The 25,847-nt window shown below is 65.2% G+C and carries 22 protein-coding genes; 13 read left to right on the forward strand and 9 right to left on the reverse strand.

Translation table 11 applies throughout. The features are described from left to right. Positions 1-43: 43 nt before the first annotated feature. Complete coding sequence (locus CS1GBM3_RS15575) at positions 44-478, forward strand: GlcG/HbpS family heme-binding protein (protein WP_072396384.1); 435 nt, start codon at positions 44-46, stop codon at positions 476-478. A gap of 449 nt (positions 479-927) precedes the next feature. Next, positions 928-3,084 (forward strand): putative bifunctional diguanylate cyclase/phosphodiesterase, encoded by a 2,157-nt coding sequence (locus tag CS1GBM3_RS15580; RefSeq protein WP_244534668.1) that lies wholly within the window; start codon positions 928-930, stop codon positions 3,082-3,084. Positions 3,085-3,108: 24 nt separating this feature from the next. Here CS1GBM3_RS15580 and CS1GBM3_RS15585 read toward each other — a convergent pair whose 3' ends face one another. The 7 genes from CS1GBM3_RS15585 to CS1GBM3_RS15615 all read right to left on the reverse strand — a co-directional run bounded on the left by CS1GBM3_RS15585 (position 3,109) and on the right by CS1GBM3_RS15615 (position 10,650). Continuing rightward, positions 3,109-3,630 carry a TIGR00645 family protein gene (locus CS1GBM3_RS15585; protein ID WP_072396386.1) on the reverse strand — a complete coding sequence of 174 codons (522 nt, stop codon included), beginning with the start codon at positions 3,628-3,630 and terminating at the stop codon, positions 3,109-3,111. 75 nt (positions 3,631-3,705) lie between these two features. Beyond that, a complete protein-coding gene (locus CS1GBM3_RS15590) occupies positions 3,706-4,695 on the reverse strand; it encodes a L,D-transpeptidase family protein (RefSeq protein WP_083567894.1) in 990 nt (329 codons plus the stop codon). A 155-nt stretch (positions 4,696-4,850) separates the two neighbouring features. Further along, positions 4,851-5,690: a L,D-transpeptidase family protein gene (locus CS1GBM3_RS15595; protein ID WP_244534669.1), complete on the reverse strand. Its 840-nt coding sequence runs from the start codon at positions 5,688-5,690 to the stop codon at positions 4,851-4,853. An 11-nt stretch (positions 5,691-5,701) separates the two neighbouring features. After that, a complete protein-coding gene (locus CS1GBM3_RS15600; protein ID WP_072396388.1) occupies positions 5,702-6,706 on the reverse strand; it encodes a L,D-transpeptidase family protein in 1,005 nt (334 codons plus the stop codon). Between the two features lie 166 nt (positions 6,707-6,872). Continuing rightward, complete coding sequence (locus CS1GBM3_RS15605; protein WP_171946511.1) at positions 6,873-7,856, reverse strand: acetyl-CoA carboxylase carboxyltransferase subunit alpha; 984 nt, start codon at positions 7,854-7,856, stop codon at positions 6,873-6,875. Positions 7,857-7,999: 143 nt separating this feature from the next. After that, entirely contained in the window at positions 8,000-8,944 is a 945-nt protein-coding gene (locus CS1GBM3_RS15610) for a site-specific tyrosine recombinase XerD (protein WP_072396389.1), read from the reverse strand. Continuing rightward, positions 8,941-10,650, reverse strand: a complete 1,710-nt coding sequence (locus tag CS1GBM3_RS15615; protein WP_072396390.1) for a hypothetical protein — start codon at positions 10,648-10,650, stop codon at positions 8,941-8,943. The genes CS1GBM3_RS15610 and CS1GBM3_RS15615 overlap by 4 nt, the downstream gene beginning before the upstream one ends. A 402-nt stretch (positions 10,651-11,052) precedes the next feature. Here CS1GBM3_RS15615 and CS1GBM3_RS15620 point away from each other — a divergent pair, with 402 nt between their 5' ends. From CS1GBM3_RS15620 to CS1GBM3_RS15630, 3 genes are all read left to right on the forward strand, one after another. Then, positions 11,053-11,634, forward strand: a complete 582-nt coding sequence (locus tag CS1GBM3_RS15620; protein WP_072396391.1) for a shikimate kinase — start codon at positions 11,053-11,055, stop codon at positions 11,632-11,634. Between the two features lie 243 nt (positions 11,635-11,877). Further along, positions 11,878-13,029, forward strand: coding sequence for a 3-dehydroquinate synthase (gene aroB, locus CS1GBM3_RS15625; RefSeq protein WP_083567661.1), 1,152 nt, complete (start codon positions 11,878-11,880; stop codon positions 13,027-13,029). A 90-nt stretch (positions 13,030-13,119) separates the two neighbouring features. Further along, positions 13,120-14,445: an HlyC/CorC family transporter gene (locus tag CS1GBM3_RS15630; RefSeq protein ID WP_072396392.1), complete on the forward strand. Its 1,326-nt coding sequence runs from the start codon at positions 13,120-13,122 to the stop codon at positions 14,443-14,445. A 38-nt stretch (positions 14,446-14,483) separates the two neighbouring features. Here CS1GBM3_RS15630 and CS1GBM3_RS15635 read toward each other — a convergent pair whose 3' ends face one another. Beyond that, on the reverse strand, positions 14,484-14,759 hold the full coding sequence (locus tag CS1GBM3_RS15635; protein WP_072396394.1) for a BolA family protein: 276 nt from the start codon (positions 14,757-14,759) through the stop codon (positions 14,484-14,486). Positions 14,760-14,859: 100 nt separating this feature from the next. Here CS1GBM3_RS15635 and CS1GBM3_RS15640 point away from each other — a divergent pair, with 100 nt between their 5' ends. From CS1GBM3_RS15640 to CS1GBM3_RS15660, 5 genes are all read left to right on the forward strand, one after another. After that, on the forward strand, positions 14,860-15,492 hold the full coding sequence (locus tag CS1GBM3_RS15640) for a DnaJ domain-containing protein (protein WP_072396396.1): 633 nt from the start codon (positions 14,860-14,862) through the stop codon (positions 15,490-15,492). Between the two features lie 152 nt (positions 15,493-15,644). Then, positions 15,645-16,652 carry a cobaltochelatase subunit CobS gene (cobS, locus tag CS1GBM3_RS15645; RefSeq protein WP_072396398.1) on the forward strand — a complete coding sequence of 336 codons (1,008 nt, stop codon included), beginning with the start codon at positions 15,645-15,647 and terminating at the stop codon, positions 16,650-16,652. A gap of 26 nt (positions 16,653-16,678) precedes the next feature. Beyond that, positions 16,679-16,999, forward strand: a complete 321-nt coding sequence (locus CS1GBM3_RS15650) for a hypothetical protein (RefSeq protein WP_072396400.1) — start codon at positions 16,679-16,681, stop codon at positions 16,997-16,999. After that, on the forward strand, positions 16,996-18,888 hold the full coding sequence (gene cobT / locus CS1GBM3_RS15655; RefSeq protein WP_072396402.1) for a cobaltochelatase subunit CobT: 1,893 nt from the start codon (positions 16,996-16,998) through the stop codon (positions 18,886-18,888). The genes CS1GBM3_RS15650 and cobT overlap by 4 nt, the downstream gene beginning before the upstream one ends. Positions 18,889-18,932: 44 nt before the next feature. Further along, entirely contained in the window at positions 18,933-20,015 is a 1,083-nt protein-coding gene (locus CS1GBM3_RS15660; RefSeq protein ID WP_244534711.1) for an esterase-like activity of phytase family protein, read from the forward strand. A gap of 92 nt (positions 20,016-20,107) precedes the next feature. Here CS1GBM3_RS15660 and CS1GBM3_RS15665 read toward each other — a convergent pair whose 3' ends face one another. Further along, entirely contained in the window at positions 20,108-20,803 is a 696-nt protein-coding gene (locus CS1GBM3_RS15665; protein WP_072396405.1) for a CAP domain-containing protein, read from the reverse strand. Positions 20,804-20,911: 108 nt separating this feature from the next. Here CS1GBM3_RS15665 and CS1GBM3_RS19860 point away from each other — a divergent pair, with 108 nt between their 5' ends. The 3 genes from CS1GBM3_RS19860 (at position 20,912) to CS1GBM3_RS15675 (ending at position 25,775) form a co-directional block, all read left to right on the forward strand. Then, entirely contained in the window at positions 20,912-21,052 is a 141-nt protein-coding gene (locus CS1GBM3_RS19860) for a hypothetical protein (protein ID WP_171946512.1), read from the forward strand. 123 nt (positions 21,053-21,175) lie between these two features. Further along, positions 21,176-22,339, forward strand: a complete 1,164-nt coding sequence (locus CS1GBM3_RS15670) for a hypothetical protein (protein WP_072396407.1) — start codon at positions 21,176-21,178, stop codon at positions 22,337-22,339. A gap of 43 nt (positions 22,340-22,382) precedes the next feature. Next, on the forward strand, positions 22,383-25,775 hold the full coding sequence (locus tag CS1GBM3_RS15675; protein ID WP_072396409.1) for a helicase HerA-like domain-containing protein: 3,393 nt from the start codon (positions 22,383-22,385) through the stop codon (positions 25,773-25,775). Positions 25,776-25,847: the final 72 nt, after the last annotated feature.

The following is a 25,847-nucleotide window of genomic DNA, read 5'->3' on the forward strand; positions in this document are numbered from 1 at the left end:
CGTCCTGCGCAAACCCCCGCGCGAGACCGGAGGAAGAACACCGATGCATGTCACAATCGACGACGCAAAGAAGATCATCGAAGCCGCCCGCAAGGAGGCGGAAAAAACCAAGACAAAAATGTGTATCGCCGTCGTCGACAGCGGCGCTAACCTGAAGGCGTTTCACCGCATGGATGACGCGTGGGTGGGCTCCATCGACATTGCCATCAAGAAGGCGAAAACGGCGGTGTTCTTCGGTATGCCAACGGGCCAGATCGGCAAGCTCTCGCAGCCGGGCGGTCCACTGTTCGGCATCGAGCATTCGAACGATGGACTGATCACCTTCCCGGGCGGCCTGCCGATCGTCGACAAGGAAGGCGTGCTGATCGGCGCCATCGGCGTGTCGGGCAGCTCGGTGGAGAACGACCATCAGGTGGCTGCGGCCGGCATCAAGCCAGTCGGTGTCTCGGAGCTTCCGGAGCATCCCTGGCGCACTTGATCGCTTTCAGTTTCTGCGTGGTTTCGGGACCCCTTTCGCCGTGAAGGCGGGAGGGGTTCTTTGTGTCGCCCACCGTGTTGACGATCCGCTAACCATAAAACCAAGAATCCGGAAAATTCATTGAATGCAAAGCGTTTGAGCAACGCAAAACAATTTGTAAACGGTCGGCCTACTGATAACGGCTGGTAAACGGACAAAATAGACCAAACCGGAGTCAACAGTTGCGCGGACGTTACCGGACGACTCCTTTCGCGACTGTCAGGTGCTCAAGTGCCGGGCATTGTTTAAGCCATGTTTTTGATATGGAACCATTTTGTCAGATGTCTGAGAAGGAGGTCATTAATTAGCCGCCCGGAATACTCACGCCTGTACAAAGTGTTGGGTAGTGGGTTTCGGCAATGAAGCGGCGGACGACAGAGAAGCGAACGAGTATGCGCGGGCGGTGGCCCTTGCGCGCCGCGCTCAAGGTTTTGAAGGGCGATGCCGCCATCCGGCACGGTGCCCCCGCTTCGGCTGCTGCCGAATCCACGGAGGTGGAGCGCGCGCTGAAGCTCGCACGCAGCGCAGTTGAACAGGCCCGGACAGCCAATTCGCGCCTGCGCGAAGCAATCGAGATCCTTCCGCAAGGTATCGTATTCCTCGATGGTGAAGGCCGCTACGTGCTCTGGAACGAGCAGTACGCACGCATCTACCATCGCTCCGCAGACCTCTTCAAAGTAGGCGTCAAGCTTGAGGACACGTTGCGCATCGGCGTCAGCCGCGGCGACTATCCCGCAGCGAAGGGGCGCGAGGAGGAATGGATCGCCGAACGTCTCGCCCAGCTCAGGCAGCCGCGCGAGCGCCACGAGCAATGGCTCTCTGATGGCCGCTGCCTGATGATCGAGGAGCGGCGCACGAGCGACGGCGGAGTGATCGGCATTCGCGTCGACATCACGGAGCTCAAGGAGCGCGAGGCTTCGTTCCGCCTGCTGTTCGAGGCCAACCCGGTACCGATGTTCGTCGTTGCCGATTCCGACAAGCGCATTCTGTCTGCCAACGCCTCTGCGCGTGATCATTACGGCTATCCGGATGATGATCTCATCGGCAAGCCGGTTCAGGCTTTGCATCGCGACACGGATTCGGGCCGGATCGGGCAGCTCTACAGCGCTGATCCCGGTATCATGGCTGGACATGTATGGACGCACCTCAAGCGTGACGGAACCGCTATCGAGGTCGCGATCTTTTCTCAATCGATTGTCCATGATCGCACGCCCGCCATCCTGGTTGCGGCGGTCGACATCACGGAGCGTCGGCGTGCCGAGGCGCAGGTAGCTTACCTCGCGCGCCACGACTCGCTGACCGGCCTCGCCAACCGCGCGGCTCATCTCAAGCATGCCGAGAAGATGCTGACTGGACTCAAGGCCAAGGGCGGCCTGGGTGCGTCCTTGTGCTTGGGGCTCGACAACTTCAAGTCCGTGAACGAGACGATGGGGCCGGGTGCCGGCGACCTGTTGCTTCAGGCCGTCGCGCGGCGCATCGCCAACACGCTACGCCAGGAAGCCACGCCCGCACGTCTCGGCGGCGACGAGTTCGGCATCATCATGCGCGATGTCTCGGACCCCGAGGAGGTGAGCGCCGTCGCGCGCAGGCTGATCGATGTGGTCAGCACGCCCTTCAAGATCCAGGGCCAGGAGGTCACGATCGGAGCCAGCATCGGCATCGCGGTTGCGCCGGGCGACGGCGAGGACGCCGAGAAGCTCTTGAAGAACGCCAACCTCGCGCTGTCACAGGTCAAGCTGCGCGGCAAGGGCTCGTTCCGCTACTTCGAAGCGGAGATGAACGCGCGCGCACAGGAGCGCCGCAGCCTGGAAGCCGATCTGCGCCAGGCCATCGAGCGCGGAACGCTCGACGTGCACTACCAGCCGCTGGTCTCGCTGAAGACGGGGCGCATCACGGCAGCCGAGGCGCTGGTGCGCTGGTCGCACGAGGGGCGCGGCTTCGTCTCTCCGGCGGAATTCATTCCCATAGCCGAAGAAGCAGGCCTGATCTGGGCGCTCGGAGAGTTCGTTCTGCGCCGCGCCTGCCGCGACGCGGTCACCTGGCCGCAGGATGTGCGGGTGGCCGTCAACCTGTCGCCGATGCAGTTCCGCTGCGGCAACGTGCGCGAGATGGTCGAGAGCGCGCTGACGCTGACCGGTCTCGCACCGGACCGCCTCGAGCTCGAGATCACAGAATCCCTATTTCTCGATCGGTCGACCCACGTGCTCGACACGCTGGCAGAGCTGCGCAATCTCGGCGCGCGCATCGCTATGGACGACTTCGGCACCGGCTATTCGTCGCTGGGCTATCTCTGCAGCTTCCCTTTCGACAAGATCAAGATCGATCGGTCGTTCGTGGAAGGTATCGCAAGCAACGTTGAGAAGCAGGCGGTGGTGCGCGCGATTGTCGGTCTCGGAGAGACGCTCGGCAAGGCGACGACCGCCGAGGGTATCGAGACGGACGCGGAACTCGCTTGCCTGCGCAGCATCGGCTGCGAGCAGGGTCAGGGCTACCTGTTCAGCAAGGCGCGCCCGCAGGAAGCCCTGCTGCCGTTCCTGACCAAGCGCAAGCCCCGCCGCGTCGCCTGAGCACGCGGCGGAGCCTCAAGACCGCTAATGGCTGGCTTTACCGGAGATGCGATCGGAGAGCGCAAGCAGAACGCTCGACACCACGAACACGACGTGCACCACGACCAGCCAGAAGATCTCGCGCTCCGAGACGTTCTGGATAGACATGAACTGCTTCAAAAGCTGGATCGCCGAGATGGCAACGATCGACGACAAGAGCTTCAGCTTGAGACCCGAGAAGTCGATGGTTCCCATCCACTCCGGCCAGTCCTTGTGCCCGCTGTGATCGATCTTGGAGACGAAGTTCTCGTAGCCCGAGAAGATCACGATGATCAAAAGCGAGCCCATCAGCGTCAGGTCGACAAGGGCCAGCACGCCCAGAATGACCTCGCTCTCGGTGGATGAGAAAGCGTGCGCCGCGAGGTGGATCAGCTCGCCGATGAACTTGATGAAAACGATCACGATGGAAATGGCCAGGCCGAGATAGAACGGCGCCAGGATCCAGCGGCTGGCGAAAATGGCCGTTTCCAGCGCCTTCTCGAGCTTTCCGCTCTGCGAGTCCGACATTCCGGGTCACTCCCTCAAATTTCGCTCCTGAACGAGGGGGTGTATGACACGCGCAAAGAGCGTGCGGCAAGCGCCTCAGCGCTGCGTGACAGTCTGCCCGTCGACCGGCGTGCGGTCGGTTGTCGCGGACGTCGTATGCTCTTTGCCATCCGCCGTGACGACCAGGGGCTCCGGACAGTGCGTCCTGAGCGCACCCAGCATCAACTCGCCACGAGCCCGTCCGCGGCGGCCACGCTTTGCCTGCGGCTCCTCGGCGGCCGCCGCAGATTTCGGCAGCGCGTCCTCGACACGGTATTCCCCTTTGCAGACGCTGACCCGCGGCGGCCGCTTCGTGCGCTCGAACGACGCGTAGCCTTCCTTCAGCGTTGCCCAGAAATCGTGCCACGGGCTGTCGGCGCGCGCCGACAGCGCTGCGTCCGTCATGCGGAACGGAAACACGTGCACGGGAATATAGCGCTGGCCGTCGCCGATCGCCGCTTTCGCCAGTCCATGGATCTCGCTCATCACCGGGTTGGTCATGGCGAAGCACCCGACCGAGGAACAGCCTCCGTGCATCAGGATATACGAGCCGTCGCGGTTATGCGCGCGATCGAATGTGTTCGGATACCCGAGATTGATGGCACGCGGCCACCGGCCGATATGGCGCAGTTGCCGGCTGTTGATCGCATAGAAGCCTTCCGGCGTCTGCTTGTCGCCTTCTCGCAGCTTGGGGCCGAGCGTCCCCGACCAGTGGCAGATCGGGTAAGTCGCGAACAGGTGGAAGCGGTCGCCCTTCTCGAGCCAGACCTCGAGCTCGCTCGTTTCCTTGAAGATGCGCATCAGCATCGGCGCGCCGGGTTTCACGCCGGCTTCTTGCAGGCGCTCGGCGAGACGGTCGACATCGGGAGTCCGGGAGAGTGGGATGCGACCGTCCGCAGCGGCCCGCTGGCGCTCGATGCGATCGGGCGCAACGTCCTTGAGCTCGATGGTGATCGCGTGGCTGTTGCCGAGGCCCCCGAGGAGAGTCACCGCGACGAGGCCGGCGCTGGCCGCCTGCCGTACAGCAAACCGTCTCAGTTTCCGCATCCCGCCAGCCATTCCGCCCTGCCTAGAAAGCTTTGCAATTCAAAGCATGAGCGAAGCGGCGACGAAAGCCTGCCGTGGCGGTATCGATAATTCGGCATTGCCGGCGAACCCGTGAAGCCACAGTCGGCGATGCAAGATGTGGAAAACTGAAGACGTTAAGGCGCAGACGTTGTCGCCGCGGGACAGCCCGCCCCGATCGGCGCCGAGCCGTCATTGCCTTCGCTGCCTGCCTGGAAGGCGTAGCGCTTGCCGCACACACTCACCTTAGGCGGTAGCTGGCTCGCTTCGAACAGATCATAGCCTGTCTTGAGGTCGGCCCAGAACGGCGCCAGCGATGAAGCCTCGTGCCGCCCCAGGTTGCGCTCCGTCATGCGGAACGGAAACACCTGCACCTGGAAGCGCTGCTGCCCACTCTTGAGTGCGCTCGTCACGAGCTGCCAGATCTCGTCTATGACGGGATTGGTCATCGCATAGCATCCGATCGAGCCGCAGCCCCCGTGCACCATCAGGAACGATCCCGTGCGTGCGTGCGCGCGGTCGAAGGCGTTCGGAAATCCGAGGTTGAAGGAGCGATGCCAGGCGCTGTTCGGATTGAGCGCCGTCGCATCGACCGTATAGAAGCCTTCCGGCGCCTGCCGGTCGCCCGTCTTGAGCTTGGGACCGAGCTCCCCCGACCACTTGCAGATCGGGTAGGTCGCGAAGCGGTGGAAGCGGCCATCGCGCTTCATCCAGAGCTCGAGCTCGAACTCGCGCTTGAAGATGCGCATGAAGATCGGGTCGCCGACTTTGAGTCCATGCGCGGCGAGGCGGCTGTCGAGATTAGCGAGGTCTGGCGTCCCCGGCAGCGCCACGCCATACGACGCGAGCATCGAGCGCCAGTGCCGCTCGATACCGATCCAGACGCGCTCCGCCTCGACCGGGCGAACGGAAGCGAAGATTACGGCCGAGATGGCAAGCGCGACGACGAGCAGAAAAAGCGCACGCAGGATGCGCATCGCGGCCCGCATTATGGATTGAAGCCGAGCGCCGAGGCGCCGGGCGGCATGCCGCTGAGCGTGGGCACGGAGCCTGTCGTGCTCGCGTAGGCAGGAACAGATTGCGCGCGCGTCGTGGATGCGACTTCCGAGGCGTCACGCGTCTTCGGGCCAGGCACGGCCAAGCGCTCCGAGGCGAGCTTCCACTCCGATGGCCGCGGCGTGAAGGCCTGCAGATTGGGCCGCAAGAAGCGCGGGCAACGACCCAGCGGATCGATCAGCTGCGGCTCCGCCAGCACGGCGTTAACGACGTAGCGGCGCTCGCAGACCGCGATCGCCGGCGGGATGCGGTTCGCCTCGAAGAAGTCGTAGCCTTCCTTGAGCGTCTTCCAGAAGGAGTACCACTGGTGCTTCTTGAAGCGGTCGAGCTTCTCCTGCGTCATGCGGAACGGGAACGCGTGCACCTCGAAGCTCTGCTGGCCGCTGCGGAAGGCATCGCGCGCCAGCGCATAGATCTCCTCCGCCAGCGCGTCGGTCATCGCATAGCAGCCGGCAGACTTGCATTTGCCGTGGATCATCAGCGCCTGCCCGGTGCGTCCGTGCGCGCGGTCGTAGGCGTTCGGATAGCCGAGGTTGAAAGCCAGATAGAACTTGGAGTTGGGGTTCATCTGCGTCTGGGCGATCGTGTAGAAGCCCTCCGGCGCCTGCTTGTCGCCTTCCTTGATCTTCGGCCCGAGATCGCCCGACCAGTTGCAGATCGGGTAGGTCTTGAAGTGATAGAAGCGCCCGTCGTCGCGCATCTTCCACACTTCGAGCTCGGATTCTTCTTTGAAGATGCGCACGAAGATGGGGGCGCCGGCCTGCATGCCCTTCTTGCCGATGAGCGAGACGGTCTCGGGCGTAAGCGGCTGCTCGGATGGCGGCAAAAGCGCGGGCACACTGGAGCAACCCGCGGCGACACACGCAAACCCCGCCGCAAGCGCGAGCTTGACGCGGGAGACAAGGGTGTCACCGAGGATGTCTAGACGCACACGCATTCCCCCCTTGGCGCATACGAACGACCATCCGACCGCAACCGTAAAGATTGCATTAACGTTACGGATTCCTGAGACTTTTCAGGACGAACGCACGCAAAGTCAAGTCTTGCGACGGATTACGGCGCACATGCGGCGGTACGCGGACAATATACGGCTGAGGCCGATGTTACAGCTGGCGGCCGATGTTGAGGAAGCGCTCGTGGCGCAACCGCCTGATTTCTTCTGGGGATTTCCCGTCATACTCGGCCAGCGCCTTGGCGATGGCGTCGCCAGCGGTCTGGATCGCAAGCGCTCGGTCCCGGTGCGCGCCGCCCACGGGCTCCCGGATGATGACGTCGATCACCCCCAGGGTGTCGAGATCCTGGGCCGTGATTTTCATGTTCGTCGCTGCGTCGATGGCCTTCGACGAATCGCGCCACAGAATGGAGGCCGCGGCTTCGGGCGAGGCGACGGTGTAGATCGCATGCTCGAGCATCAGGATCTTGTTGGCGGCCGCGATGGCAATGGCGCCGCCCGAACCGCCCTCACCGATCACAAGGGCGATCAGCGGCACCCCGATGGCGAGGCACTTGTCGGTCGAGCGGGCGATGGCCTCGGCCTGACCGCGCTCCTCGGCGCCGATGCCGGGATAGGCACCCGCCGTATCCACCAGCGTGATGACCGGCAGGTTGAACCGGTCGGCTAGATCCATGAGCCGCACCGCCTTGCGGTAGCCCTCGGGGCGCGCCATGCCGAAGTTGTGCCGGATGCGCCCTTCCGTATCCGAGCCCTTCTCGTGCCCGATGATGACGACAGAGCGCCCACGAAAGCGGCCGAGGCCGCCCATGATCGCCTCGTCCTCGGCGAAGTAGCGGTCGCCGGCGAGCGGCGTGAAATCTTCGATCAGCGCAGAGACGTAGTCGAGCGCGTGCGGCCGGTCGGGATGGCGTGCCACCTGCGTCTTCTGCCAGGGCGTGAGCTTGCCGTAGGTGTCGACCAGCGCCGCCTTGGCCTTCTGCTCGAGCTTCTTGATCTCCTCCGAGATCGACACGCCCTCTCCGTCCTCGAGAGCCTTGAGCTCCGAGACCTTGCTCTCGAGCTCAGCGATCGGCTTTTCGAAGTCGAGATAGGTGCGGACAGGGATTTGACGGTCGATCTTCGTGGTTTCCAAGCGGGGGCCTCATGCGGGCAGCGAGGTACGCGGGCAGATTATCCGGAAAGCAGGCGGCACGTTGACCTCCTGGCGGATTTTCTGTCAACCCCCACCCAATTATTCGTAAATGGGCCGCAGCTCTGGTGGTTAAGTCCTGCGCGCTAGGAGCTTTTCTTCGCCAGGGGATGGTGCTCGGTGACAAGCCGCTTGAGCCGCTCCTCGAGCACATGGGTGTAGATCTCGGTGGTCGAGATGTCGGCATGCCCGAGCAGGCTCTGCACGCTACGGAGGTCGGCTCCCCGGTCGAGCAAATGGCTCGCGAAGGCATGTCGCAGCACGTGCGGGGAGACGCGCTCGGGATCCAGACCCGCCGCAAGCGCCGTGTCCTTGAGGTCCTGCGCGAACCGTTGCCGCGTCAGGTGACCTTGGTCGCCGCGCGAGGGAAAGAGATAGCGCGTATGGATCATCGGCGCGACGCCGTCCTCGGGGGTGGAGCCAAGCGCCAGATACCGCGTCAGCGCCGTGCGTGCGTTTGCGTTGAGAGGCACGAGCCGCTCGCGTCCGCCCTTGCCACGGATCTGGAGCAGCCGCGGATCGCCCTTGAGCACGCTGCGCGGCAGCGAGACCAGCTCGGAAACGCGCATGCCGGTAGCGTACAGCATCTCGAGCAGGCAGTGATGACGCACGGCGCGCACGAGGTCGCGCCCGGTGAGCCCCTCCACTGCGCCGGCCGCCGTCGCGATCAGGCGGTCCACCTCGTCGACGGAGAGCGTCTTCGGCAACGCACGCGCTTTGCCCGGTGCCTTGAGACCTTCCACCGGGCTCTCCGCAACGACGCCCTCGGCTTCGAGAAATTTGTACAGCTGGCGCACGGCGGAGAGCCGCCGCGCCCGCGAGGTAGCTTTCAGCCCTGCAACGGAAAGCTCCTGCAGATAACGCGACACCTCCGCCTTCCGCACATCCGCGATCTCGATGCCCGCGTTTGCGAGAAAAGAGGTGAAGTCGGCGAGGTCGCGGCGATAGGCGTCGAGCGTATTCGCCGCCGCGCCCTTCTCTGCGGCCATCATTTCGAGAAACGCCGCCACATGCTGCCGATCGTCTGTCATTGGCCCACCGTGCGCGGCCAAGCTTCAAACAGCGCTTCGAGCGCGAGCTGGCGTGCCTCGGCCTTGAGGCCCGCGCGCTGCAACGCCCGCAGCGCATCGCCGAGCGCAATCATGTGCGCGCCGTCCGCGCCTTGTGGCCCGATCGTGCGCATGACCAGGAGGACGGTGCGCCCGAACTGCTTCTTTGTCGAAGCATCCGCGAGCTCGGACAACACGCCTGTATCGGGAAGATGCCCGCCTGCGGGTTGCGGCGCACGCCCGGCAAAATCCCACAGCGGCATCGGCACGGCGATATCGAGCGCGTCGAGTACCGTCACGATACGGTGCAAGAGATCGGGCGGAATCCGCCCCCGCGCGGCAAGCGTCTCGACGGCCGCGAGGCTACGCCCATGGCCGCTTGTCACGGCCGGATCGGCGATATCTGCGAGCGCGATCCAATGCGCCAGCGGGTCTGAGGGACGGTTGGCTGTGTAAGGCGCGTCGATGAAGGCGGCCCAGCGTCGGGCGGCCTCGAAGTTGCCCGCCGACAGATTGACCTCGACGCCCGTCTCCGCGAACCAGCCGATCTCCGGTGCCGGTTCCAGCGATTGTGTCGGCCCCGCCATGAGCTGCAACGACTGCCAATAGAAACCCGCGCGCCGCGCGTGATCGAGAAACGCGCGAATGAGGCGCGATTTCTTGAGCGGCGTCTGCTCACCCTCAGCCGACTTGAAGAGCCCCGCGCGTTCGATGGTGCCGGCGTCTCCGCCCGCTCCCTCCGCGCGATAGAGCGGCGACAGTTCCTGCGCGGGAAGCACATTGATCTTGGCAGCGGCTTCACCTGCCGCGAGCCGCACGTCGGCCGCCACGCGTGGATCGTGCGCGAGCCCCGCGAGCAGCGCCGGCTGCGCTGCAGAAATAAGCGCCCCCGCGTCCGCCTCGCCTCCAAGCGCTGCGACGCGATAGTCGAGGAGCGTGAGAGGCGTATCTTTCGGGATCTCGGGCTTGAGCCCCCCGGCAATCGCGTCCAGGAGGTCGGCACCGACGAGCCCCAGATCGAGCTCCTTGAGGATGCCGGCCTGGATCGCGGCCGCGGCTTTGTCGCCCGACGCCACCGCGCAGATGCCGTTGATGAGGATGACGTCGGCCTGCATCGGCTTCGGCAGTCCGGATTGCGCCGACCGCAATCCGCGCGCGATCTCGCAGCCGCGTTCCATGTTGCCGAGACCGATCTCGCTGCGCGCTGTCAGCGCCAGCAGAAGAGGATCGCTAGAGGCTTGAGGATCGCGCGCCAGAACGGCGGTCACTTCGTCGATAAGGCCGGAGCGCTCGAGCGCCTCGATACGCAACGCCGTGAAGCGCGCGCCATCGACACCCGAGACCGGAACCGTGTCTGATCCGATCAGCCGCCGCCACAGGCCCTGCAGCGTCGGCGACTTCGGCGGAAGCTGAAGACCGGCTATGGCTTCTGCGAAGGCTTCCGCGGAAAGCCCGTTCCAGAGCTCGTGCGGCAGCCCTGAGCCGTCCGCCGACATGACGGGGTCGAGCTCCTCGCGGATCACGCCGCGTGCTCGCTCCTCGTAGGCGGCCGGCGCCGCCAGGTCTTCGCGAAGGACAGTCGGCGCGCGCTCCTGCGCAGCTGCGGCTGCTGCCAGGGGAAGCAACAGGGCGGCCAGGGCCGGACGCAGCCAAATCGAAGGGCGGGGCGCGTGCGGCCAGCCGGTCATGGGGTTGTTTCAGGCTTTCGAATCTTGACCCCGGGTACCACTTTCACCACCTCGTGCTGCTCGGGCTCGAACTGGTGCGCAAGAATGTACAACCCGGTCGAGATCAGGGCCACCAGCGAACCGGTCGTGATCAGGAAGCGGAAAAGGCTCGGCATCTTAAGGATTGCGCTCGGATGACAGCGCCCACGATGGAAACGGCGGCCTCGGTTAGGTATGTCCGGGCCCAAGGTGGCGCGATTATGGCTGATAAGTCCTTACCAAGATCAAAGGCAGGATCGGCCTCCGCCGTCAATCGGCTCGCCTTGGGGCGGCAAGTTGCAGTATGAGTGACGCGGCCCTGATGGCCGATGCGGAAAGTGCCCTACGGGCGGGCGCGTAGGCCGATCCGAGCCGTGGAGACGCATGGAGCAGGACAAAGACATCGTCGAGAGAGTGCGCCAGGCGCTGGGGCCGCGCTCGCTCGTACTTGTCGGGCTGATGGGCTGCGGAAAGTCGTCCATCGGCAGGCGCCTTGCCGCGCGCCTCGGCCTGCCCTTCGTCGATACCGACGACGAGATCGAGCGCGTCGCCCAGAAGTCCATCAGCGAGATTTTCGCCGACCATGGCGAGGCCTTTTTTCGCGACCGGGAGGCCAAGGTGATCGCCCGGCTGCTCGGCAACGGCCCGCAGGTGCTCGCCACCGGCGGCGGCGCCTTTATGACCCCCGAGACGCGCGAGCAGATCCGCGAGGCCAGTATTTCCATCTGGCTCCGCGCGGAGCTGCCGGTTCTCATGCGCCGTGTCGGGAAGCGCGACTGCCGACCGCTGCTCAAGGGTGGTGATCCCGAGCAGATCATGCGCGACCTGATGCGGAAGCGCTATCCCGTCTACGCCGAGGCGGATTTGACGGTCGAAAGCCGCGAGATCCCGCACGAAAGCATCGTCGGAGAGATCGTTCTCGCCCTGTCGCGCCACCCCGCATTGGCGCAACCGACCACGATCTGATACTGGACCATGATCGCTTCCTATACCAACGACCACAATCGCTTCAGGGTCCAGTCCGAGGCGTGAATCATCGGTCCCAGCACAAGGACCACGATCGCTTCAGGCCCTATCAGCCTGAGGCGTGAATCGTCGGTCCCAGCACAAGGACCACGATCGCTTCAGGCCCTATCAGCCTGAAGCGTGAATCGTCGGTCCCAACAAGAAACCCTTGAAAGCCGCACCCAAAGTCCAGAGATCAAGCCTATGCCGACCCTAGCCCATTCCATGGCCGCCACGACCCGAGCCGCCCGCACCGTGCCGGTACCGCTCGGCGGGCGCTCCTATGATGTGCTGATCGGGCCGGATCTTCTGACGGAGGCCGGCCGCCTCGTCGCCGGCCGCCTCGGCAAGGCCCGTTGCGGCATCGTCACCGACGAGAACGTGGCGCGCCATCATCTCGCTGCCCTGGAAGCGAGCCTGCGCGCCGAGGGGCGTCACAAGGGCTCCATCGTGCTGCCGGCCGGCGAGCCGACCAAGAGCTTCGCCGCGTTGGGCCCCTTGTGCGAGCGCCTTTTGGAAATGGGTCTGGAGCGCGGCGACCTCGTCGTCGCCTTCGGCGGCGGCGTCATCGGCGACCTTGCCGGCTTCGCGGCCGGAATCCTACGTCGTGGCATCCGCTTCGTGCAGATCCCGACCTCGCTGCTCGCCCAGGTCGACAGCTCTGTCGGCGGCAAGACGGGCATCAACACGCCCCAGGGCAAGAACCTGATCGGCGTCTTCCATCAGCCGTCACTCGTCATTGCCGACACCGACGTTCTGAAGACGCTGCCGCAACGCGAGATGCGCGCTGGATACGCCGAGGTCGTGAAATACGGTCTGCTCGGCGACGCAGGCTTCTTCACCTGGCTGGAGCAGGCCTATGAGGGCATCTTCGCGTTCGACCAGGAAACGCTCGTCACCGCCATCGAGACCAGCGTCAAGGCCAAGGCCGCCATCGTCGCGCGCGACGAGCATGAGACGGGCGACCGCGCGCTGCTCAACCTCGGCCACACCTTCGGCCATGCGCTCGAAGCCTGGACCGGCTATTCCGATCGCCTCCTGCACGGGGAGGGGGTGGCCATCGGTACGTGCCTGGCATTCCGCTTCTCGGAGAGCCTCGGTCTCTGCCCGGCCGGCACCGCCGAGCGCGTTGCGCGCCACATCGAGGCCGTTGGTTTGCCGACGCGCATCGCCGGCATCCCGGGCGGCAAAGCCGATGCAGACGAGCTGGTCCGCCTCATGGGCCAGGACAAGAAAGTGCGCGACGGACGTTTAACCTTCATTCTTACGCGCGACATCGGCGAGGCCTTCATCTCGCGCGACATTGAGGAGGCGCAGGTGCGCGCCTTTCTCGCCGACGAGATCGCCGCCGCCTAGCCCACGGCACACGCCGCCTTGTGAACGCGTCCTTCGGTCCGCGCTCGAGAGCCGCTATAACGCCAAGGGAGAGGCAGCCTTGGTGTAAGAATGACGTTCGAGATCGGACTTCTGCTGGCGATCATCATCCTCGTTGCGGTGAGCGCTGTTATCAGGCTTGGCGAGACTGCACTCTCTGCTGTCTCGCGGACCAAGATCCATGCGCTGGAGCAGGAAGGGAGCGCCCGCGCGGAGCTCGTTGCCCGCCTTCTCGCATCTCCGGAAAAGCTGATCGGCGCCGTGCTCATCGGCGGTACGCTGGCCGATATCTTGGCTGCGGGCCTCGCGGCCGTCCTCGCCGTGCATGTGGCAGGGGGAGCGGGTCTTGTCTGTGCGGCCCTCCTTCTGACGCTCGTGATCGTGATCTTCGCGGAAGTCCTTCCGAAGACCTACGCCCTCGCCTATGCGGATCGCGTCGCGCTGCTCGTGGCGCCGTTCATGCGCGTGCTGGTAGCCACGCTCGGGCCCGTCACGCAGGCAATCGAGCTTGTCGTGCGCTGGGTGCTGGCGTTCACGCCCGGCAAAATGGACGACAAGGCAAACATTCTGGCCGCGCGCGAACAGCTCCGCGGTGCGATCGACCTGAGGACGAGAGAAGGCGGCGTTGCGCGCCACGACGCGCACATGCTGGGCGGCGTGCTCGATCTGGGCGAGCTTCAGATCGCGGATATCATGATCCACCGCACCAAGATGCAGACTTTCGACGCCGCCGATCCGCCGCAGGTCATCCTCGACGAGGTCTTGCGCTCCCAGCATACGCGCATCCCGATCTGGAAGGATCAGCCGGAGAACATCGTCGGCGTACTCAACATCAAGGACATCCTTGGCGCTCTCGCCGCCTCGAGTTGGGACGTCGCCAAGCTTGACATCATGAGCTTCGCCACGACGCCCTGGTTCGTGCCCGATACGACCACGCTGAAGGATCAGCTCGCCCAGTTTCTGAAGCGCAAGGCGCAGATGGCGCTCGTCGTTGACGAGTACGGCGAGGTGCAGGGTTTGATCACCCTCGAGGACATCCTCGAGGAGATCGTTGGACAGATCGCTGACGAGCATGATGCGGCCGAGAGCCACATCCGCCCGCAGGCGGACGGCACCGTTAACGTCGACGGCACTGTTCCAATTCGCGATCTCAATCGCCATATGGATTGGGACCTGCCCGACGATGAGGCGACCACCATCGCGGGGCTTGTCGTGCATGAGGCGGAGCTGATCCCCGAGCCCGGCCAGGTGTTCACGTTTTACGGCTACCGCATCGAAATCCTGCGCCGAAGCCGCAACAAGATCGCGGCGGTGCGCATCAAGCGCCTCGACACCCAAGACGCCGGTACGGCTTCGAGGAGTTCGCGTCGGCTCGTGCGCACCGGTGAGGCGCGATGATGCTGCGGTAACCGCTTAAGGCGTGAGCCGATCGGCCGCTAGCGCAAAGGCTCGCCTGGCGCGTAAGTGGAAAGGGCAAGCGCGTGAATGCCACCCTTGAGCTCCTCGGCGATGATGTCGTTCACCATGCGGTGCCGACCGACGCGTGACACGCCGGTGAACCTTGGCGACACGATGAGAACACGGAAATGACTTTCGCCCGTGCCAGGCGAGTTGCGATGTCCCGCATGCAACTCGCTTTCGTTGACGATGTCGAGCCGCGTTGGCTCGAGCGCCACCATGAGCTTTTCACGTAGACGCTCTTCTGCCGACATGTCGCAGTCTCCGTACATAGTGAGGAATTGGCGCGCGACCGTTGTGTCAAGCCCGAGGTGCGTCTTGTCTGGTCGCCAGCGGCAGACCATAATCTAGGACATGAAGCTCAATTCCAAATACTTCGATTCGATCCGCGTCGGTTCGAAGCGTCAGGCGGCTGACGACGCCGACCGCAAGCACCCGGCTTGCCAGTGGAAGGGCTGCGGCCGTCCGGCGCCACATCGCGCGCCAAAAGGGCGCGGCCGCGACGGGGAGTATTTCGCGTTCTGCATCGATCACGTGCGTGCCTATAACGCCGCTTACAACTATTTCGACGGCATGAGCGACGCCGAGGTCACCGACTTCCAGAAGGATGCCATGACCGGCCACCGCCCGACCTGGAAGGTCGGCGCGAACTCATGGGCGCATGGCACCGGCCAGCGCATGTCGCGGGGCGCGGCGGACACAGGTTTTCGGGCCCACGACCCCCACGACCTGTTCGCTGAACGGGCGCGCCAAGCCCGCGAAGAGCCGGCGGACGCGCGCCGGCGCCAGCTGAAGCCGCTCGAGAAGAAATCGCTGGACGCCCTGCACCTGCCGGAGACCGCATCGAAGGACGAAATCAAGTCTCGCTTCAAGGAGTTGGTCAAACGGCACCACCCCGACGCGAACGGCGGCGATACGCGCTCGGCGGACACGTTGCGAGAAATAATCCAAGCCTATAACTATCTTAAGAAGGCGGGCCTCGTCTGAGCCAGATCGTGGCCCGTTTTTCGCGGGCGGCGCTGGGAGGGCGTAGGCCTTGTGTATAACCCTTGCGGGCCCGCATCCGGCAACGGACGCGGAACCGCGAGCCCACCGGGGGCGCGGCTTGGCATGCGCCCCGTGCCCGAGAACAGGTTTCAATGCGCGCGCAAACATCCACGGCTACGACGACCTCTCCGACGCCCGGCCTTCCGGACATGAAGCTTTCGGTCCGCCAGGTGTTCGGGATCGATACCGACCTTGAGGTGCCGGCCTACTCGAAAGCGGACGAGCACGTCCCCGACCTTGATCCGGATTATCTCTTCAATCGCGAGGTGACGCTCGCAATCCTGGCGGGCTTCAAGTTCAACCGTCGCGTGATGATCCAGGGCTACCACGGCACCGGCAAGTCGACCCACATCGAGCAGGTCGCTGCCCGCCTCAACTGGCCGTGCATCCGCGTCAACCTCGACAGCCACGTCTCGCGCATCGATCTCGTCGGCAAGGACGCGATCGTGCTGAAGGACGGCAAGCAGGTGACGGAGTTCCGCGAGGGCATTCTACCCTACGCGCTGCAGAGCAATACCGCACTTGTGTTCGACGAATATGACGCCGGCCGGCCCGACGTCATGTTCGTGATCCAGCGCGTGCTCGAGGTCTCGGGCAAACTGACGCTGCTCGATCAGTCGAAGGTGATCCGCCCGCATCCGGCATTCCGCCTGTTCGCGACCACGAACACGATCGGCCTCGGCGATACGTCCGGCCTCTATCACGGCACGCAGCAGATCAACCAGGGCCAGATGGACCGCTGGTCGGTCGTCGCCACGTTGAACTATCTGCCGCACGACGACGAGGCACGCATCGTGCTGTCGAAGGTCAAGGGCTGGAACAAGTCGGATGCCAAGCGCAAGATCGTCTCGTCCATGGTCCGCGTTGCGGATCTGACGCGCCAGTCGTTCATCAACGGCGACCTGTCGACGGTGATGAGCCCGCGCACCGTCATGACCTGGGCCGAGAACGCCGAGATCTTCAACGACGTCGGCTTCGCCTTCCGTGTCACCTTCCTGAACAAATGCGACGAGCTGGAGCGGCCGCTGGTCGCCGAGTTCTACCAGCGCGCCTTCGGCGAGGAGTTGCCTGAGAGCGCCGCCAACGTTGCCCTCGGCTGAGAGGGAGCGCTTGAGCGCCGCCGTTGATGGATCAGGACCGTGAGCATCGAGATGCACTGGCCGCCGCGGGCCATACGGGACCTGTCGGCACGGTGCTCTTTTGCTCCTTGTTGGCCGTGATCGGTGCGCTGTTTGGTTCGGTGGCGCTTGCCATCCTATGGAGCCTGGCGGTACCCGCCAACACGCAGGCTGAGAACACCGTGCTCGGCATCGCCTCCGGCGTTGCGCTCGGGATCTGGATCGGCCTGATCAAGATCCGTCGCGGCAACCTGGAAGCCCGGGAGGAGGTCGAGGACCGAGCCTGGCGCCGCCTGGCGCGCCACCAGCAGTCCGACAGAATGCCATGACGCAGAATTCGAAACGCCGTGAGACCCCGTCCGAGCCGCTGAAGCGCGTGCTGGGCCTGACCGTGCGCGCCATCGCCGGCGATCCGGAGGTCGAGGTCACCTACGGTCCGACCAAACCCGCGCTCGAAGGCAAGCACGTGCGCCTCGTCGAGCCATCGCGCGTGCCGTCGCGTGCCGAGGTTGCCGTCCTGCGCGGCTGGGCCGACAGCTTGGCACTGACCGCTGCCTGCCACGACGACGCCGTGCATCGCCGCCTCGCCCCTGCCGCTGGCGCCGCGCGTGAGGTGTTCGAGGCCATGGAGCGCGCGCGTGTCGAAGCGGTCGGCGCCAACCGCATGAGCGGCATGGCCGACAACCTCGCGGCGAAGTGCGAGGACGAGTTCGGTCAGGGCCGCTTCGAAAACATTTCGGATCGCAACGAGGCCCCGCTCGGCAGCGCGCTGGGGCTTCTCGTGCGCGAGCGGCTGACGGGGCGCGCCCCGCCGGAAGGTGCGCGGGCTCTGGTCGATCTCTGGCGTCCTCACATCGAGGAGCGCGCCGAGGGCGTCTTCCATCGAATGAAGGGGGTCGCCGAGGATCAGGAGAGCTTCGGTCGCCTCGTGCGCGACATTCTTAAGGCGCTCGACCTCGCCGAGGATCTCGCCGAAGGCCAATCCGAAGAAACCGAGGAGCAGACCTCCGAGGAGCAGCCGGACGCTGGTGAGGCCGAAGCGGAAAGCGAAGATCAGGGCGGCGAAGGGGCCGAGGAGGAGCGCGAGCAGGAGCGCTCGGAAGGCGAAGCCGGCGAGTCCGAGCAGCCGATGGAGCAGCCCCAAAGCGACGATTTCGATGCCGACGCCGACGAGCCGGACGGCCTCGAGACGAGCGAGCCGTGGCGCCCCAATGTGTCGGTTCTCGATAACCCAGAGCCCTTCGGCTACAAGGTCTACACACGCGCCTACGACGAGGAGGTCGCCGCCGAGGAGATCTCCAATCCCGAGGAACTCGAGCGCCTGCGTACGTTCCTCGACAAGGAGCTGAAGTCGCTCGCGAGCATCGTCGCGCGCTTGGCCAACCGCCTGCAGCGCCGTCTGCTTGCACAGCAGAACCGCGCCTGGGACTTCGACCTGGAGGAAGGCGCCCTCGACGTGGCGCGCCTGACGCGCATCGTCACCGACCCCATGCATCCGCTCTCGTTCAAGCGCGAGCGCGATACCGATTTCCGCGACACTGTCGTCACATTGCTGCTCGACAACTCCGGCTCCATGCGCGGGCGGCCGATCATGGTGGCGGCCTGCTGCGCGGACATCCTGGCGCGGACGTTGGAGCGATGCGGCGTCAAGGTCGAGATCCTGGGCTTCACGACCCGGGCCTGGAAAGGCGGCCAGTCGCGCGAGGATTGGCTCGCCGCCGGCAAACCGTCGACGCCCGGCCGCCTCAACGACCTGCGCCACATCATCTACAAGACGGCGGATGCGCCGTGGCGGCGCGCCAAGCGCTCGCTGGCGCTCATGATGCGCGAGGGACTTCTGAAGGAGAACATCGACGGCGAGGCGCTGGCCTGGGCCTATCAGCGGCTGATGGCACGCTCCGAGCAGCGTCGCATCCTGATGATGATTTCCGACGGCGCCCCCGTCGACGACTCGACGCTGTCGGTGAACTCAGGCAGCTACCTCGAGCAGCACCTGCGCAAGGTCATAGAGGAGATCGAAACCCGCTCTCCTGTGGAGCTGATCGCCATCGGCATCGGCCACGACGTGACGCGCTACTACGCACGTGCGGTTACGATCTCCGATCCGAGCGAGCTCGCGGGCGCCATGACGGACAAGCTGGTCGAGCTGTTCGAGGAAACGCCGAAGGGAATGCCGACGCGCGCGCCCGGCCGCGGCCGCCTGCGCCGCGCGAGTTAGGTCGCCACGTGCCAACAAAATCCAAGAATGTCTGCTTGGCCGTTGTGATTGCACTCGCAACGGCCCTTTCGGGTTCGGGCGCTGCCACGGCGCAGAAGAAGCCCGATACGTCCGGCATGGAGACGCACGCGATCGAGGTGCGCGCTCGCCCGATCCAGCGCTTCTCGCGTGGTGGTGCTGACAAGGGCGCCAAGCTCTCCCCGCGCCTCGAATGGCGTGGCGGGCTGGTGCTTTCCTCGCCCTCGCGCTACTTCGGCGGCTGGTCGGGTCTCGCGCTGGCCGGCGACGGCAAGAGCTTTGTCGCCGTGTCGGATGCCGGTGCCTGGATGACGGGCAAGATCGCCTACGATGCGTCCGGCAAACCCGAGGACCTTCGCGATACCCGCATTGGCGCCCTCCTCAACAGGAAGGGCGGCCCGCTCGCCCGCGAGCGGGAGCGCGATGCTGAGGCCCTCGCGCTCGCCGGCGGCACGCCGTCGAACGGCACGGCCTACATCGCCTTCGAGCAGGTCGACCGCATCGGCCTCTTCAAAATTGAAAAGGGTAGGCTCGGCAAACCGTCCTCGTATCTCAAGATGCCGAGAGAGGCGGCGCGCATGCGCATGGACGGCATCGAGGCGCTGACGGTGCTCGCGGGCGGCCCCCGCAAAGGAGCGCTTGTCGCCTTCGCCGAGCATCCCTTGCGCGGAGAAGACGTGCATCGCGGCTGGATCTGGCTATCCGACACGCCCCGCGGCTTCACCGTCGCGGGCATCGAAGGCTTCGGTATCACCGACGCCGCAAGCTTGCCCGACGGCAGCGTGCTCGTACTGGAGCGCCGGTTCCGTTGGCTGGAGGGGCTGCGCGTGCGCCTGCGCCAGATCGATGCAGGGAGCATCGGCCCTGGCTCTGTGGCGAAGGGCAAGGTGCTGCTCGAGGCGAACCATGCCTCGTCCGAGATCGACAACCTCGAAGCCCTCGCCGTCTCGACGGGAGAGGACGGCGAGACCGTGCTGACCTTGATGTCGGACGACAACTACAATCGCTTCCTGCAGCGCACAGTGCTCCTGCAATTCACGCTGCATGAGGAGGCCGTGGCAGAGGCCTCCGGAGCAGCAAAAGCAAAAGGCCCTCCCGCCGCACAATGACCGCGACGGCATCTGCCCTGAAGAGCGCCAGAGACGAGCAGCGCTGAGCTGTTTTCACGTGAGTCAAAGGAGACACGCGGACGACGCGCGCGTCACATCGAGGTGCCGACCACGAGCGTCCAGAAAGACTTGAACTCCGTCTTCGGGTCCTGCACCAGCGCAAGCCCCATCTCCCGCCCGTCCGCGAGCAAGAGGTTCTTGTTGTGCCCGGGGCTTTCCTTCCAGCCACGGAGCACCTCCTCGAAGGTCACCTGCCCTGTGCCGACGTTCTCGGCCGCGACGCGCGGCTTGTAGCCCGTCCGCTTGACGCGATCCCACGGGTTCGAGCCGTCGGAGCCATAGTGTGAGATGCGGTCCCACTTCGCGAGGTCGCGGCTGTGCGCCTTTGCAGCCTCGCTGAGCGCCGGATTGAGCTTGAGCGGTTTCAGCCCATTCTCGGCGCGATACTGGTTGATGAGGTCGCGCGCACGCTCGGGATTGAGCGCCGTCGCGGTGTAGTCGCGGTCCGAAAGCGCTCCGCGCGGGGCTTTCTCGAACGAGCCGCGCGGCGCCTTGTCGGGCGTATAGGCAGCCACCTGGGTACCACCGCCGCTGAGCGACGAGCGCGAGCTGCGGTCGATGGAGGCTGTCGTGGTGCCGGAGCCGGTGAGGCCGGAGCTGCCGCGCGGGCTGAGCGAGGCGCTCTCGCTGGGTCCGTTGTATCCGGAAGAAATGGCGCCCGTGTTGAGGCTGCAAGCCCCAAGGGCCAGGGAGGCCACGAGGAGAACCGGTAGGGCGACGCGATACATTCCCTTAACTCCCGCAAGTGGACGCGCGGTATAGAGAGCCAACATTCGCAGTAAGGAGTTAACTCGTCGTTAAGATTAAGCCGGGCTTGCCCGGTGGTTAACGAGGGAATGAAATGGCTGAAGTCGGACTCCCCCCATCTGCATCCCCCGAAGCCCGTTGGTAATTTTGCCAACGAACATGTCGCCAATTGGGCAGCCGCGAAAAAAGACGAAGCCCAGGATGCGCAGATGCAACTCATCAAAAAATGAGTCGCGCGTGCCCCGGAATCCCTTGGAACTCAAGACGCTCTCCCTCACTATTCCTGAATCGAGCCGCTGATTCGCGCGTACGGCTTCCCCATCATTGTTAATCCAGCCCGGAGGCGTACGAGAATGTCGGCGCTTGGCAGCGGTGCTCCCATTGCCGGGCCGCGGCGCGGAGGCGCATCCGCGACCGGCCATCTGATCCTCGTCCGCCTAGCGGCAGACGGCGGCGCCACGCGCGCCCAGGTGGCGTCCGATCTGGCGTCGCTGTTCACGCATAAGCTTTCGCCGGCCGACTGGCGCCGCCTCGCCGAGAAGGAGATCGGCCAGCTGATCGCCCGCGGGCTTGCGGTCGAGACCAAGAACCGGCTGACGCCCACGGAAGCCGGCGCCGCCGATGCCGCCCGCTATCTCGGCCAGAAGGTCTGGGACCCCAAGCCGTGGGCGGAGCTGCGCGATATCGCACTGATCGCCAAGGGGCTCGGCCTCGAGAAGGAACCGGCCGCGCGCCTGAAGCCACTGGCCCGCGTCGAGGGCCTGCGCGCGCTCATCGTGCAGAAGGCCTTTGCGCTCCCCGGCAAAAAGAATGTGCCGCCAACCAAGATGCGCGCCCAGTTGGCCGTCGTCGCGCTTGAGCGCGCTTTCGGCAACCGCATCAAGGCAGGCTTCGGTAAGGGCTCGGCGTTATCCGCAAAGGCGGGCCGCCTGCTCGCCGGCCAGCTCTCGCAGACCCCGCGCGCCTTCGCGACCGACGCCAAGCTGATCGCCGAACTCGCGGCCGAGCACGCCGGCGGCAAGGATGCGACGCTGGAAGGGCTTCGTATCGGCATCCTACGCGGCCTTGGCGCGCGCGCGCTCGAGGCAGGCACCGCCGAGGCGGGCGCAGTGGAAGCCGAGCGTGCGCCAATGCCTGTCGTCGTCGCGGCGCCGGCTGCGCTGAAGCCCGCGGCCAACGACCCGGCGCCCACCGCCGAACGCGCGCCTCAGACACCGCGCCCCGATCTTCCCGAATTTGCCCGCGCCGTACAGAAGGCCGCCGCCGTCCGCGCTGAGGGATGGCCCGGCAACCGCAAGGCCTACATCTCCCACGTCTGGGATGCGATCCGCGTAAGTCACCCTTTCTGGCAAGTCTCCGAGATTGAATTCAAGTGCATGCTGGCCGAGGCGCACCGTGCGGGTGCTCTCGTGCTTGCCAATGCCGACCTCAAGGACAAGCGCAACATGCAAGCGCTCGAGAGCTCTGCCGTTCCCTACAAGAATACCGTTTGGCATTTCGTGCGGGTCGAAGAGTAAGGCCCGATTGGTTTTTTGGAATTGCGTTGGAGACCGGTGACGCATGCAGCAGGACGTTGTCGAGGCCGTGGGCGCGGACAAGCTGTCCCAGGCTTTTGAGCACAGCATTACCTGGGAGGACGACATCTGGCGGGCCGATCCCGTCGACGTCCCCGAGGTGCACGTCAAAGCCCGCCGCAAGTTCTCCGACCTGCTGTCACAGGTGACGGCGGGAGGCGCGAGCGCGGCTACGCAGTCGCGCATTCTTCTGTTCCACGGCCAATCCGGCGCCGGTAAGACGCACCTGCTGCGCGCGCTGCGCACGTCGGCGCATCGCGAGGGCAAGGCCTACTTCGGCTACGCGCAGATGACGCCCGACGTCTCGAACTACGCCGACTATTATCTGCGCCGCCTCGTGCACTCGCTCGAGAAGCCCTACGACCCCGACAACGATAGCGAAAGCGGCATCTCGCGTCTCACCGTGCGGCTCGTCGAAGGCTCCGAGGTGCTCTCTAAGGCCGATCTCAAGTCGCTGCGCGACGGCTCGCTGTCGGATGATGCACTGGCGGTGCTGATCCTGCGTCTCGCCGACGAGATCGTCGCCAGCCCCAAGTTCCGCGACCTCGAGCTCGACATCAACATCGTGCGCGCGCTGCTTTACCTCGAGCGCAAGGATCCGCGCATCGACCAGCGCGTCCGTCAATATCTGTTCGGCCGCCAGCTGACGCAGCTCGCGCATCAGGCCGTTGCCGCGCTCGACCCGAACACGGGCGAGGACCGCGCCTTCGAGATCATCACCGCACTCGGCATGCTGATGTGGACCGTCGACCGCTCGGCGCTGGTGTTCGCCATCGATCAGGTCGAGGACCTGCGCTTTTTCGAGGATGCCGAGGAGCGCTTCCAGAAGGCTGCGCGCGACCTCATTCAGATCGCCAACCGCCTGCCGACCGCCATCATCATCATCTCGTGCCTGGAGGATTTTTATGGCCAGGTGCGTGGCGTGCTCGCCCAGTCGTACATCGATCGCATCGAGAAGTCGGGCCCCGTGCCGCTGCTCGAAAGCCGCACGCCGAACGAGGCGCGCCTGATCATCGCCAAGCGCCTCGAGCGCATCGCAGAGCAAGGCGGCGGCCTGGGCTTCCCGGACCCTGCACAATACTTCGGCCCGGACTTCTTCGAGGAGTTCGGCGGTCTCTCGACGCGCCGCCTGCTGGAGCACGCGCAGAACCGTCTACGTGACAAGACCGCGACCGACGAGGACGACGAGCCCGAAGCCGATCAGGGCTCCTGGACGTCCACGCTGGCCTCGGTCCTCGGTGGCTTCTTTGGCGGCGGTGACGAGCAAGGCGACACGCGCCCGCTGTCGCCGTCACTCGACTATCGCGAGGCCTGGGATCGGTTCCAGAACGCGTCGGAAGCCGAGATCCCATCCGACGAGAATGAGTTAATAGACGTCTTCGCGTCCGCCCTTTCGCTCGCCAAGGAGGAATGGGGCAGCGCGATCAAGATCGCCGTCGGCCGGCTCGAAGTGTCGGACGAGGTGCCGGGTGTCGACGTCCGAGTCACGCACAAATCCGGCCACATGAGCGAGTTGCGCGTCTTCCTTTGCAACCGCCCGACGCAAGGCGGTGGCCTGAAGCGCCAACTCGACAAGGTGCTGCCGATGACGGCCGGCAAGACCTGCGTCATGCTGCGCGCCAGCGACTACCCGCCGAACAAGAAGAACCAGACGGCGCAAGCCTTCCGCAAATTCCGCGAGGGCGGAGGCCGGCTGTTCACGATCCCGATCCCCGAGTGGGAGCGCATGATGATGGTGCGCGAGTTCCACGCCCACTATCGTAACGACCCCGGCTTCCAGGCCTGGTTCGAGGACGCCAAGCTGCTCTCGAACATCATCTCGATCATCAGCGTGCTGCGCCTCGACCTCCTTGGCCGCCAGCTGCCGCGTGCGGCTTCGCGCGAGGTGGAAACCACGGCGCACAACAAGACGGCCGCTCCGGCTCCTGTCGCCGTCGCCGCGCCGCGTCCGTCGGATCCCGCCTTGCCGCCGCCCTGGTCGCTCGGCGAAAATCCGGCCGAGCCGCTGCCCGCGAACGACGACGAGCTGCCGATGTCGGTCATCCTCGACGAGACCGGCACCCACGGCAGCAGCATCCTCGCCGGTCGCGAGATCGGCACCCGTGGCAAGCCGGTGACGCTGAACCAGAACGTGCTGAAGCGCCATGCGGCAGTGCTCGGTGGTTCCGGCTCCGGTAAGACGACGCTTGCGCTGTGCCTGATCGAGCAGCTGCTGCTGAAAGGCATCCCGGCCGTTCTGATCGACCGCAAGGGCGACCTCTGCAGCTACGCCAACCCCGACGTCTGGCGCGCAAACGACGACGAGTTCGGCGAGCGCCGTGGCGAGCGTGAGCGTCTGGCCGACGCCATCGACGTCGCGGTTTACACGCCGGGCCGCTCGTCGGGCCGCCCGATCTCGATCACGCTGCTCCCGAACGGCATCAACGAGCTGCCCGACCACGAGCAGCAGCTGCTTGCCAACCTGTCCGCGGCGGCCCTCGGTGACATGCTGCACTTGAAGAACTCGGCGACGCACCAAAAGCAGTCCGGCACGCTGTCTGTGGCGCTGCGCATCCTGGGTTCGCGTCACAGTCGCGAGGTGACGCTTGGCGACCTGATCCACTTGCTCGAGGACGAGGATCCGGAGCTCACCGATCTCACGCAGCGCATGGACCCATCGGGCAAGATCCGCCGCGACCTCGTCGCCCAGCTTGACAGCCTCCGCCATCGCAACGCTGCCTTGTTCGAAGGCGGCGGCGAGAGCCTGACCATGGAGAGCTTGCTGGGCCTTGGTCCTTATGCGCGCGAGAGCCGCACACGCCTCTCGATCATCTACACGGGCTTCCTCGGCGACAACGAGAACATCCTGTTCTGGGTCTCGCAGTTCCTGTCGGAGGCACTACGCTTCTGCCAGCGCAACCCGAACGACGAGTTGCAGGCCGTCGTCATGTTCGACGAGGCGGACCTCTACATCCCGGCCAATGCCAAGCCGGCAACCGCCGAGCCGCTGCAGAGCTTGCTGAAGCGCGCTCGCTCGGCCGGCCTCGGTCTGATGCTCGCGACGCAGTCGCCGGGCGACCTCGACTATAAGAGCCGCGATCAGATCACGAGCTGGTTCATCGGCCGCGTGCGTGAAGACACGGCGTTGCGTAAGCTCAAGGCCGCGTTCCAGAGCGAGAGCGGTCTCGATCCCGCCGCGGTGCTGCCCGGTCAGACGGTCGGCGAGTTCCACCTCGTGCAGGAAGGGCTCGTGCGCTCGATGAAGGCGCAGCGCTCGATGATCGAAGCCGAGCAGGTGCCGTTCGATCGCATCGAGCAGCTCGCCCACGAGACCAAGGGACAGGACGAAAGACAGCTCCGCCTGTTCGACGCGCTGCGCAACTTCTCTGCCCGCCGCTGAGCGCCCACTGGACGAAAGACGTGTGGCGCGTCGGCAACGAAATCCGCCGCCCTGATGGGGCGCGACCCGCGT

The sequence above is a fragment of the Hyphomicrobium sp. CS1GBMeth3 genome (assembly GCF_900117455.1).
GTDB lineage: Bacteria > Pseudomonadota > Alphaproteobacteria > Rhizobiales > Hyphomicrobiaceae > Hyphomicrobium_C.